11 protein-coding genes are annotated in these 12,469 nt (G+C 42.5%); 3 read left to right on the forward strand and 8 right to left on the reverse strand.

Annotated elements, in window-relative coordinates:
* The first annotated feature begins 6 nt into the window (after positions 1-6).
* Positions 7-885 (forward strand): aldose 1-epimerase family protein, encoded by an 879-nt coding sequence (locus tag FQ608_RS06280; protein ID WP_158856963.1) that lies wholly within the window; start codon positions 7-9, stop codon positions 883-885.
* Between the two features lie 86 nt (positions 886-971).
* Complete coding sequence (locus FQ608_RS06285) at positions 972-1,394, forward strand: group III truncated hemoglobin (RefSeq protein WP_158856964.1); 423 nt, start codon at positions 972-974, stop codon at positions 1,392-1,394.
* A gap of 244 nt (positions 1,395-1,638) precedes the next feature.
* Here FQ608_RS06285 and FQ608_RS06290 read toward each other — a convergent pair whose 3' ends face one another.
* From FQ608_RS06290 to FQ608_RS06320, 7 genes are all read right to left on the reverse strand, one after another.
* Positions 1,639-2,814, reverse strand: a complete 1,176-nt coding sequence (locus tag FQ608_RS06290; protein ID WP_158856965.1) for a PQQ-dependent sugar dehydrogenase — start codon at positions 2,812-2,814, stop codon at positions 1,639-1,641.
* A gap of 231 nt (positions 2,815-3,045) precedes the next feature.
* A complete protein-coding gene (locus FQ608_RS06295; RefSeq protein WP_158856966.1) occupies positions 3,046-3,666 on the reverse strand; it encodes a ribonuclease HII in 621 nt (206 codons plus the stop codon).
* A complete protein-coding gene (locus FQ608_RS06300) occupies positions 3,641-6,310 on the reverse strand; it encodes an MGH1-like glycoside hydrolase domain-containing protein (RefSeq protein ID WP_158856967.1) in 2,670 nt (889 codons plus the stop codon). The genes FQ608_RS06295 and FQ608_RS06300 overlap by 26 nt, the downstream gene beginning before the upstream one ends.
* Positions 6,311-6,480: 170 nt before the next feature.
* The gene (locus FQ608_RS06305; RefSeq protein WP_158856968.1) at positions 6,481-7,647 is read right to left on the reverse strand and encodes a glycosyltransferase family protein; all 1,167 of its coding nucleotides are present in this window, start codon (positions 7,645-7,647) and stop codon (positions 6,481-6,483) included.
* A gap of 18 nt (positions 7,648-7,665) precedes the next feature.
* A complete protein-coding gene (locus FQ608_RS06310; protein ID WP_158856969.1) occupies positions 7,666-8,475 on the reverse strand; it encodes a UDP-2,3-diacylglucosamine diphosphatase in 810 nt (269 codons plus the stop codon).
* A gap of 135 nt (positions 8,476-8,610) precedes the next feature.
* Positions 8,611-9,954 (reverse strand): sensor histidine kinase, encoded by a 1,344-nt coding sequence (locus FQ608_RS06315; RefSeq protein WP_158856970.1) that lies wholly within the window; start codon positions 9,952-9,954, stop codon positions 8,611-8,613.
* Positions 9,944-11,326, reverse strand: coding sequence for a sigma-54-dependent transcriptional regulator (locus tag FQ608_RS06320; RefSeq protein WP_158856971.1), 1,383 nt, complete (start codon positions 11,324-11,326; stop codon positions 9,944-9,946). The genes FQ608_RS06315 and FQ608_RS06320 overlap by 11 nt, the downstream gene beginning before the upstream one ends.
* A gap of 206 nt (positions 11,327-11,532) precedes the next feature.
* On the opposite strand from FQ608_RS06320, the gene FQ608_RS06325 reads away from it, so the two are divergent.
* On the forward strand, positions 11,533-11,961 hold the full coding sequence (locus FQ608_RS06325; RefSeq protein WP_158856972.1) for an FKBP-type peptidyl-prolyl cis-trans isomerase: 429 nt from the start codon (positions 11,533-11,535) through the stop codon (positions 11,959-11,961).
* Between the two features lie 82 nt (positions 11,962-12,043).
* On the opposite strand, the gene FQ608_RS06330 is transcribed toward FQ608_RS06325, so the two are convergent.
* Positions 12,044-12,469, reverse strand: a complete 426-nt coding sequence (locus tag FQ608_RS06330; RefSeq protein ID WP_234364091.1) for a hypothetical protein — start codon at positions 12,467-12,469, stop codon at positions 12,044-12,046.

The raw sequence follows: 12,469 nt of genomic DNA on the forward strand, positions 1-12,469 counted from the left end.
AGTCCATTGGAACAGATCACGCTTTCATTAAACGGTTCTGAAGCAAGGATAAACCTCTTTGGGGCGGAACTAACTAGCTTCAAATACAAAAATAACGAATATATCTGGCAGGCGAACCCTGCTGTTTGGGGGCGTCATGCCCCCATTCTTTTTCCCATTGTTGGCAAACTCCGTGATAACAATTATTTCTTTCAAGGTAAAAAATACTCCATGGGGCAGCATGGCTTTGCAAGGGATAGGGAATTTGCCATTTTAGACCAAAGCGACACCTCAGTAAGTTTGCTACTGAGATCCGATAGGTTAAGCAAGGCGGTATACCCCTTTGATTTTGAATTAGAAGTTACCTACACCATGCAGCCCAACGGGATACAGGTTGGTTACAAGGTGCGCAATACACAGCCCGAAAATCCCATTTGGTTCAGCATAGGCGCACATCCGGGTTTTAATTTCCCCTTAAACGCAAGCGAACGCTTTGAGGATTATGAGATTGATTTTTATGATGCAGCGCTTCAATCCATTGATTTATATCCCTTGATGGAGGGATACGTGAGTAAGGAAAAACAATCTCTTCCTATCAGCAACGGAAAACTGGGTCTTAGGGGGGAGTTATTTGACAATGATGCCCTTATTATGGATGTCGATACTCCAGCCAAAGTCAGTATCCGCAGCAAAAAATCAGGCAAAGGAGTAGCTATGAGCTATTCGGATTTTAGGTGGCTTGGCATTTGGACGAAGGCAGTGGGAGCGGGATTTATTTGTATAGAACCCTGGAACGGAATAGCTGATACCGTCGACCATGATCAGCAGTTGGTGACAAAGTGGGGTATTAATTTACTGGAAGCAGGAGAAAGTTATGCAGTGAGCTACGAGATTATGATCTACTAGGTTGATAGAATTCCTGTAGTTATTGAACCAAGCTGCTCATGAATCCTGTTGACCAACTAAATAGCCCGGTAAAAAGAAGATAGGAGATGCATAATACCAATAACGAACTTTTAAGAAAAAAAATAGCCACCAGGTTGGAGGTTTCTATACTGGTGAGAACCTTTTATTCCAAAGTGAGGGTACATGCTGACTTGGGGCCGATCTTCAACGGAATCATCACAGACTGGGAGGTTCACTTGGAGCGGTTGACCGATTTTTGGGAAATGGTCCTTCTGAATTCAGGTCCTGGTGCGGGAAAGTTCAGTCCCGTACCCGTGCATAAGGCTGTTGACAAACAGGTCAACGAAAGTATTGAACAGCGCCATTTTGGAAATTGGCTGGAGCTTTGGTTCAGCACTATCGATGAACTTTTTGAGGGAGAAAATGCAGATTACGCTAAAGAACACGCCCGCAATATGGCACATATTCTTTTTTTCCGCATTGTGGAGGGTAGGGGCAAGTCAACCTAGGTTAGTAATTACGAATTACGAATTAAAAATTACGAAACCAATATAAACAACCAATAACTCAGAGACGGGAGGCGGAAGATTTGGAGACGAAGAGAGGGGGAGCCTTAGGGACTTAGAGACGAAGAAAACCCCAAAAGGTCAAACCTATAAGGCCACCAACTCATCAACCTATCAACCAATATCTCAATAACCTAATAACTATTAACTCAATAACCAAACTACCCATCAACTAACAATCCGATTCTTACCAATCCACTTTTATCTTAAGGATTTTGTCGTCATGAATTCGAAGTTCGGCTCTGCCGTCGGTATTACTAGTGGTGACATAAAGGTGGCCATCTGGACCGATCGTTACATCGCGCATCCGTCCGTAAATGCCACGGGAAGGGGCATAAGAAAACCAGCGTTGTACCTTTTTGACTTCATAGTCCTTTTCCCGGTCCAATACCAACCGGATTAAAGCCTGGCCACCCAGAGAGGCTACGTATAGGTCACCCTTATAAAACGTCATCCCAGCAGGAGGGACAGCGGCTAGATTCCAACTTACCAAAGGGTCCTGATAATCGGCGATTTGTGGGGCTCCGACTACGATGGGCCAACCATGGTTTCCTCCCTTTTTGACTAGATTTACTTCATCCCGGTAGCGTACATTACCTTCCACTGCTGCGCCGGAAGGGCCATGTTCGGAATTGAAAAGGGCACCGGTCTCAGGATCCCAAGCAAAACCCTGAACCACTCTATGCCCATAGGAATAAACGGGGGAATTTGGAAAAGGATTGTCGGAGGGAATATCTCCTTCGGGAGTAATCCGAAGGATCTTAGATGCCATGGAGTTTAGGTCCTGGGCGATATACGGCTGGGACATGTCTCCTGTACCTATATAAAGCATCTTGTCCGGACCAAAGGCAATTCTTCCACCCAGATGGATGGCATAGGCGGGGATATTGTCCAGAATTACACGATCTATTTCTGCTGTCTGTCCTTTATGTTTGAGGCGCAACACTCTGCTTAGTAGTTCATTATCTTGGTTTCTATACGCATGCATGATATAGATCAATTGGTTTGATTCGAAATCCGGATGTAAATCCATTCCCATTAAGCCGGCATCTACCTCATGTACCGCATCCGGTACTTCAAAGTAGGGGACCTGATTTTTGGTGTCGTTGGGGATGCGGACAATAGTTCCGGTTCGTTGGGCGACCAAGGCGTCTCCGTTTGGCAGAAAGCGTAAACTCCATGGAATGGTCAGACTGTCCACCCATACTTCTACGGTAACCCCTTCCACCACAGGTAAATATTCCTCGGCCACCTTTTGAGGAACTTCGCCGACTATGGGTTGTGCTTGGCGGATTTCCTCTTGGGCATTTGACAAGGAACTTTGGAATAGAAATGCAATAGAAATGAATAGAACCTTTTTCATAAGTTAACAACTAAAATTTTTAAATAAGGGTTTGAGTCAAGCTACAATTTTTTCCCCGATATCAAATTGAATTGATTCATCAGTAGGCAGTAAGTACCTGTTGTACCGAATCTTCATTTATTCCGGTAGGTTATTGATGGATCTTATCCTATTTCTGATAGACTAATACCAATACAGAATCATTTTACTTTTCTTTTTTATAGGTATTTGAAGAAAATAAAGTATCGCCTCCTATTTTTTTTCTGTAGGCTCAGCAAAATCGATTTCCAGTTGATCGGGAAGCAGCTTGAATCCTTTCCGATGGATGGGAGTGGGGCCAAGTCTTCGAATGCCTTCACGGTGGAGTCGGGTCGGATACCCTACATTTCTTTCCCACCCATAGCCGGGGTAAGTTTGCGCTAATTTAACCATAAGTTCATCGCGGTAGACTTTGGCTAGAATCGAGGCCGCGGCTATGCTGGCAATTTTTGCGTCCCCTTTGACGACGCAGGTAAATGGTGTATTTAGGTTAGTTTTAAAACGGTTTCCATCTACCAGCAGGTGCTCAGGGGGTACCCGGAGGGATGAGATAGCCCGATTCATTGCGAGAAAGGATGCGTTCAGGATGTTTATGCGGTCAATTTCAGCTACGCTTGCTTCTCCTATTGCCCAACTCACCGAAGCGTCTTTGATTTCTTTAACTAGATTTTGTCTCGTTATTTTAGTTACTTTCTTCGAATCATTAATCCATTCGTTGGCATAGGAAGGAGGTAAAATAACCGCCGCAGCTACAACCGGTCCGCACAGGCATCCCCTTCCTACTTCATCACATCCTGCTTCTATCCTGTCAGCTTCTAAATAAGGTATTAACATTGGAGGCATGGGTTGTTTCTTTGGAGACTTTATGGATCATTTCGGCCACCAATCCTGTCCAACCGGTTTGGTGTGAAGCTCCCAACCCACGTCCATTATCTCCGTGAAAATATTCGTAAAATAGAATTAGATCCTGAAAATGCGGATCATGTTGCAATTTATCGCAGTTTTCGTAAATGGGCCGTTTCCCAGATTTATCTTTCAAAAACAGCCGGATACAGCGGAGTGACAGCTCCTTGGCGATTAGGTCCAAAGTTAGAAAATTACCGGATCCTGTCGGGTATTCGATAGAGAAATTGCCCCCATAATAGAAGTCGAATTTTTTAAGCGATTCTATAATCAGATAGTTAATCGGAAACCATATGGGACCTCTCCAGTTGGAATTTCCTCCAAACATGGTGGTTTCAGATTCTCCCGGAGCATATTTTACAGAAAATACGTTCCCATTTAATTTGATTGAATAGGGATTGTTTTCGTGGTCTTTTGACATGGACCGTATGCCGTAAGGGGATAAAAATTCCGATTCATCCAGCATTATTTTAAGCACACTTTTCATTCGGTGTCCGCGGAGAAGGGAAAACAAGCGTCTTTTATCATAGCCAGGATGTATCCAATTAGACACCAAGGCAGCTAATTTTGGTTTCTCTTTGAAGAAAAACTCCAGCCTTTTCTTGAACTCCGGTAGGTTTTCGAACAGTTCTTCCCGGATGGGTTCTACCGCAAATAACGGAATAATTCCCACGATGGATTTAACTTTCATAACCTTGGGATTTTTTCCGGAGAGGTGAAGGACATCATAGAAAAACTGGTCCTCTTCATTCCAAAGACTAATATTTCCCCCCGAAATATTGTTCATGGCTCCAGCAATATAGAGAAAGTGCTCCATAAATTTGGTTGCCGTATATTGATAGACTTTGTTAAATTCACACAGGTCGAGAGATATTCGTAGCATGTTTAGGCAAAACATGGCCATCCAGGAGGTGGCATCGGCCTGCTCAAGCTTACCGAATAGCTTATCTGCATGGCTCCTGTCGAATACGCTGATGTTGTCAAGACCCAAAAACCCTCCTTCGAAGATATTTTTCCCCTCGTCGTCTTTTTGGTTTACCCACCAGGTAAAATTAAGTATAAGTTTGTGAAAAGCCCTTTCAAGATATTCTTGGTCACCCTGTCCGCCGTGACGTTTTTTGTCAATTTGATATACCCGCTGAACCGCATAAGCATGTACGGGTGGGTTTACGTCATTGAAGTTCCACTCATAAGCCGGTATTTGTCCATTAGGATGCATGTACCAGTCATTCAGCAAGAGCAGGAGTTGATCTTTCGCAAATCCGGAATCCAATCGTGCAAGAGGGATGCAGTGAAATGCCAAGTCCCATGCAGCATACCAAGGATACTCCCATTTATCAGGCATGGATATGATGTCGTAATTTTGTAGGTGCCGCCAATTACTGTTCCTGCCACTTTTTCTCTCTTGAGGTGGTTGATACCTTCCTGGATCCCCTTCCAGCCAGCGCTCCACGTTATAATAATAAAACTGCTTGGTCCACATCATCCCGGCATATGCCTGACGTTGGATCAATTTCAGTTCCTCATTTTTGACACCGCTCTGTATTTCAGCATAAAACTCATCCGTATCGTGTTTTCGGTTGTTGAGGATTTCTTCTGCTCCTGCAAGTGGGTTTTCTGTTTCAAAATGCTGCATGCGAAACACGACTTCCACGCTGCCTCCGGCAGGAACTTGAAGTTTATAGACTGCGGCGGCTTTGGTACCAGTTAGGTTGGGATTTAGGTGTTTTTCATCTCCATGAACCACATAATCGTTAATGGCATCTTTTAGGTATTTCTTTTGATTTCCTATATGGTAAAGACGTTCACGGTTGGTTTCATTGTCACAGAAAACGATTTTTGGTTGCTCGTTAAACGAAAAAATATAGTTTCCAGATTTGGGAGAATAAGCTTTTAGCCGGTTATCGCTAATCATGGAAAGGTTAGGCATAAATGGCTCATCTCCGGTGAACCAAGTTTTTCTAAACCAAATTGTAGGCATCACACACAGTTCGGCATCTTCGTGACCCCGATTGTGAATAGTTGCCTTACCAACAATGTCCTCATCATTCTCTTTGGCATATTCAATGAAAATATCGAAGTAGGCATCCTCATCGAAAACCCCGGTGTCGATGAGTTCATATTCCCGGTCCTTCTTTCCCCGGACAAGATTTTCATCGTATAGATTTTGGTAGGGAAACTCATTCTGGGGATACTTGTACAGCATTTTCATATAGCTGTGGGTAGGCGAAGAATCCAAGTAATAGTACAGTTCCTTTACATCTTCCCCATGGTTGCCCTGATTTCCTGTCATACCGAAGTACCTTTCTTTAATCAGGGGATCTTTTCCATTCCAAAAGGCCCAAGCAATACACAGTTTCTGCTTGTGGTCTGAAATACCACCTATTCCTTCCTCTCCCCATCGGTAGGCCTTGCTTCGCGCATCTTCGTGCGTCACATTTTCCCATGCTGCGCCGTCTGGACTATAATCTTCTCTGACCGTTCCCCATTGCCTGTCTCCAAGATAAGGTCCCCATTTTTTCCAATGGCGTACCCTTTCTCTATCTTCCTTAAGCCTTATATTTTCTATGGTCATTAGCGTGATTTCCGTCTGTAATAAACACCGAATTTACGGGTTTTATCGAAGACTCCGATACTTAACACGCCAACTTTCAGAAATAATGTGGGGAAAGAATGTTATTGTGCTTAATTAAATAACTGTAATTGTGTATAAACAGCAAATTTTTGGATCAGAGACACTTAAACTCAATGACATGTTGAAGTAATGGGGGTGATCGAAAGCGCAGTTAATTGACTTTGATTTTCTTTATCAATTTGATTTTCCAATGAATCCAACCAGGAATCAAAAAGCGTTTCCTGCTTTTGCATCCAGTCGTGAAAAGTAGATTCAAAAGCCGATTTTTTATGGTTCTCTATCAAAAATGTTTTGAATTCAGTAAAATCGAAGAAGTCCGATGCCATTCCTGCGCCGGAAATTACCGCATCCACCGCATTGCATGCTTGTTCGTACTGCCCAGCCACGGGGACCAACATGACAGGTTTGCCAAAGTACATTGCTTCGCATACGGATTCAAATCCGGCAGTACACGCTAACGCTTTGCATGCTGCCATTTTTTCCAGAAATAACGATTCGTTTAGCGGGTAAAAGCATAAATTTGGCAAAGGACGGTAGGGTTCTGTTTGGCCTTTCTGATCCCAAAACGCTTCAATTTTTGTTTCAGGATTGGATTTAGCCCATGCTTTCACATCATCCGCATACCCGGGATTTACTAGGTAGGTAAGAAAAAAATCCCCGTTTGTTGGAAGCATGCTTTTTATTTTTGTGCGGAGTAAAGGAGGCCAAATCCGAAACGAAGCTTGGGTCTTGTCCTCCGCATATGGCCTGAAGGAAAGAGCAATTTGATCCTTTGCACCCCATGCAGTTAATTTGGTTGCAAGTTTGAATAGCAGCTTTGAAAGGGGTGCGCCTGTTGCAAAAGGAAAATCGGGATGGGCTATCAGGTATTGGTGGCCGATGGTCATGAAATGAGCTTCTGGACGAAAGAGACCGTTATATAGCCCCGCTAGAAGATCATAAAAATTGACAATTACATCGGGTTGGCGTTCGTCTACAAGTGCTTTAAGCTTAAATAAACTGTTATAAAAAGTGGAAGTTTGTTGAAGATTTTGACTGAAAGTGGCCCAAAGTTTAATAGACTTTTGCTTGCTGTCAGTCACAAAATTGGGACTGTGTATACGATGTATAGGGCAGTGAATCTGCTGGTGAATAAACCCGGGGATTTCTCGGCGATTACTCGTTCCAATTACTACGTCACAGACGTCATGGCCCCGGACAATTAGCAACTGGTACATGGCCATGGCCTGTGTCATATGTCCACGGCCTTCGCCCTGAATAACGAATAGAAAGCGCATAGGCGTAAATTTAAGAGGCTAAAATGATTTATATGACTGTTCGGTGTGCTTTGGTGCAAGGTGAACTAATGAAAAATCTTTTTTGGCAGCGTTGATTTCGTTGTAATAGATCAACTGCCAGTTACCAGCGTGATCTTCAGCCAGTGCACTGAGTGTTTCTACCCAATCTCCAGAATTGTAATAGGCAATTCCGTCTATCGTTTTGATTTCTGCCTTGTGGATATGTCCGCAGATGATACCATCACAGCCTTTGGCTTTTGCCATTCTGGATAGTTCTTTTTCATATTCATCCACATAGGCGACTGCGGATTTTACTTTTGACTTCAGGTATTGGGAAAGGGAGTAATAAGGGAGGCCCCGCTTGCGGCGATAGAAGTTGACCTGACTGTTTAGCCACAATAGAAAAGTATATCCAATATCACCCAAATAGGCTATCCATCGGAGATTGGTGGTTATGCTATCAAAAACATCCCCATGCGCAATGAAATACTTTTTTCCCATACTTTCATATACCATATCCTTCTGAATAGAAAGGTTGCCGATTTCCAAGGGCAGGATTTGATCCAAAAAATCATCATGGTTGCCCCGTAGGTAAAAAATCTTGGTACGGTCCCCATCCATCATCTTAAGCATACGGTTGAATACACGCGTATGCTTCCTTTTCCACGACCCTGATTTTTTTAGCTGCCAACCATCGATAATGTCCCCATTTAGAATGAGGTTATCGCAGCTGTACTGCTTTAGAAACCGGACTACTTCCTTGGACTTGGATCCTTTACTTCCCAAGTGGACGTCAGAGATGACTATGGTTTTATAATGTGTTTCCAAAGCAGAATTGTTTTGGTTGCAATTTATAACGCCACTATAAACTGATAATGAACGGATTGTTATTGAAAAGAAACCATTGATTTCTGAATATCTGCTAAAATGAAGATAATGTTATGCCATGGTTACAAATCCGTATCAAGCATTGAAAATGAGTTTAAATGTTGTGCCTTCTTCAATTTTTGACTTCACTTGAATGTTTCCTTTATGTCTTCTGAGTATTTGTTTGGAAAGGCTTAGCCCGATCCCGGACCCTTTCTTTTTGGTTGTAAAAAATGGAATAAATATTTTGCTTAGGGCCTCTTCCTCTATTCCCTTTCCCGAATCAGTGACCTCGATTATAATTTTTCCGTTTTCATCTATGTAAGCTTTCAATAGGATTTTTTTAACTTCACTGTCTTCTACCGCATGGATGGCATTTTGGGTTAGATTGATCATAACCTGCTCAATCAGTGCGCAGTCAGCGAACAACAGTAAATCTGCCGGAGCGATGCTACAGAGCATTTTAATGTTTTGACTTTCCAATTGGGTTTTCAATAAAAGTTCCACCCGTTCAAAGAGATCCGCAATTTGTATAGCGGTGAATTTCGGAGTCGGAATATGGGCCAAACTTCTGAAATCACTGACAAAGTTGATTAGTCCCTCGCTTCGTTTCTCGATGGTACTGATACCCATTAGGTAATCATCCAAGTCTTCCCTTAGGACGGGTTCATCGCCCATATGTTTGGAGGCAATGTCTTCTCGAATGGTAGCAGCCAGGGAAGATATGGGAGCAATTGAATTCATGATTTCATGTGTCAATACCCTTACCAAGTTTTGCCAAGCCTCCATTTCCTTTTCCTCCAGTTCACTCTGTATATTTTGAAGAGAAACAAGCTTGAATTTGACATCCCGCAAGACCAGCTCGATTACATAAACGGAAAGCTGCATGATGCCATCTGGATGGACAATCTTGATCAATTCACTGCCTCCGGTACGGAGATGATGAATGGCATAGTGGAGCTCCTTGTTAACCTTGGAAATTTCCTCTATGTGGTTCAGCTGCTGAATATTCAGCATGCGTTTGGCAGCTGTATTAAGAATCTGTATGCTGCCGTCCTCCTCAAAAGTAATCAGCCCTATACTCAGGTGCTGGAAGACGGTCCGGAAATAGTGGTAGTTGGCTTCCTTTTCCAATTGGTCCTCACGGAGTTTTGCCAAGATAGCGTTGAACTCAATGTGCAGGTCATCGATCTCGGTGCCGTCAAACTTCACCGGATACACTGTTGAGTAATTGCTTAGTTTAATGTTGTTTAAAAACTGACGTACTTTCTTGAACGAGCTTTCCGCATATCGGAGTAGGAATACTATCTGGGCAACTACGAGAATGATTAGGAGTGAGATGACAAAAACCCCCGACTCATTCACGATACTGTAAGCCAATATGAAGATGGTAGCTGCAAAGACTAAAATCCTCCCAAGTAGTCCAATTTTATAGTCCATACTTCTCCAATCTCCTGTACAGAGAGGCACGGGTCAAGCCCAAGTCCTTTGCCGCTTTGGATATATTGCCTCCATTTTTATCAATCGCTTTTTGAACCATATTCTTTTCTACCTCATCCAGGTTATAGGTGTGGGAGGCTGCGATTTTCTCGTGGGAGGGTTTGGCAGAAAGAAAGAAAAAATCCCTGCTGTCCAATTCATCCCCCTCGGACATGATGATTGCCCGTTCTATTGCATGTTGAAGTTCACGGATATTTCCCGGCCAAAAATAATGCTGCAGGAGCTGCATGGCGCTGGATTTAAATCCGTTAAAGTTTTTTCTGTATTTGTTGGCGTATGACTTTAGAAAATGATTGGCTAAAAGCGGTATATCATCCAACCGTTCCCTTAGCGGTGGTAGAAATATTTCTACTGTGTTGATTCGGTAAAGCAAATCCTGTCGAAAGCCATTCTCCATGATCATTTCGTGAAGCGGCATGTTGGTAGCACATATCAACCGTATGTCTACAGGAATGGACTTGTTGGTTCCTATGCGGGTTACCTCCCGACGTTGCAGAACAGTAAGCAGTTTGGATTGTAAGGGCATATTGAGGTTGCCAATCTCATCCAAAAAGAGTGTTCCGTTGTCTGCCACTTCAAAGCGGCCTGCCCGATCTTCTTTGGCATCGGTAAAGGATCCTTTTTTGTGCCCAAAGAGTTCGCTCTCAAACAGGCTTTCCGTAATCGCACCCATATCCACGGTTACGAAAATTTCATCATTACGATGTGAACGGTCATGGATTGCGCGCGCGATGAGTTCTTTCCCAGTTCCATTTTCCCCCAAGATTAACACATTCGCATCGGTCTTCGCCACCTTATCGATGATTGAAAAGACGTTTTTCATGGAAGCACTGTTGCCAATGATATCGTTGAAAGGTTTTTTCAGTTCTGATTGCAACTGTTTTTGCTTTTTAGAAAGCTTTTCTACTTCGTTATAACTTTCTTTGAGTTTTACGGCAGCAGACAAGGTGGCTAACAATTTTTCATTTTGCCAAGGCTTCAATATGAAATCTGTCGCCCCTTCCTTCAAAGCTTGTACGGCCATTTCTACATCTCCAAAAGCAGTAATCAAAATCACTACTGCCTTGGGCTCGATTTCTTTAATTTGCTTTAACCAATGAAACCCTTCCTTTCCTGAAGTGGTATCTTCGGTAAAGTTCATGTCAAGCAGAATGACATCATAGCTGTAATTATTAATCAAAAATGGAATTTTTCGCGGATCCTTTTCTATAGTTACTTCCTTAGCGTGTTTTTTAAGTAACATCTTTGCCGCAAACAATAAATCCTCATTGTCATCCACTATCAGAATACTGCCCAGTTTATTCTCTTCCATTTTGTTTCTTTTACTTATCTAATGCTTAAATAGTGCCATACACCAGTAACACCGCAATTTATCAAATTTTGAGTAGTCATCAAATAGATGTTGTACGTTTTTGAACGAAAATCGTTCGTATCTGAACGCAGTCTGCTTCTCTTTCTCCCTATTTTTTATACCTACAAAAAAGACTTAACTTAGTGGTTTAATCAAATAATTCAATTATGTCAATTGCAAGTAAAGGAAAAACAGTAAAAGTACACTATACAGGAAAATTGAAGGACGGAACTGTCTTTGATTCTTCAGCTGACAGGGAGCCTCTACAGTTTACTCTAGGAGACGGCAACATGATCAAAGGATTTGATTTGGCTGTTGACGGTATGTCAGTAGGCGATGACAAGGTGGTCACCATACCCTCTGTCGAAGCCTACGGCGAAAAGCGGGAAGACATGATGCTCGATGTACCGTTAGAACAAGTCCCGGCGGAGATAAAACCTGAAGTAGGCATGGACCTCTCTATACAGAATCAAATGGGTCAACCTACCCCCGTGAAAGTAGTGCATGTAGACGATAAGAAAATCACGTTAGATGCAAATCATCCTTTGGCCGGTCAGGATCTCATTTTTAACATCAAGCTTGTGGAGTTGGTGTAAGCCATTGTGAATATTTATAATTATTTAAAAAGTCGGTTTACCGACTTTTTTTTTGCCTCCCAACGCATATACATTCTTTTATTTAGTTATTGCTTGTTGGTTGCCCTTGCGGATTGGCATAAACACTTTTAGTCTTGTTGTATTTGGCGTTACCTACTTCCACCACAAAGAGCTGACTATTGATGGAGGAAAAATCATAACTCTTATGCGTGCCATCCTCAGGACTGATTTTATCCTCCAAGATCAGGTTTCCCAAAATGTCAAATATTTTGACATTTGTCATTTGAATGGATTTTTCATCTAGGATTAATATAAATTTCTTAGTACCAGTAGACCTCAGGTTGAACTTTACTTCCGGAGCATGAAGATCTATAGGGAAAGAAATTTCAGTTTCTATCCTTCGCGGGATATTTTGGGCATGCAATTCACTGCTAAAACCCAGGATCTGGATGAAGCCAAGCACAATAAAAATAAAAGTTACTATCTGTTTTGGTAAAGGTTTTCCCAT

It is taken from the genome of Lunatibacter salilacus, assembly GCF_009797935.1.
In the GTDB taxonomy this organism is placed as follows: domain Bacteria; phylum Bacteroidota; class Bacteroidia; order Cytophagales; family Cyclobacteriaceae; genus Lunatibacter; species Lunatibacter salilacus.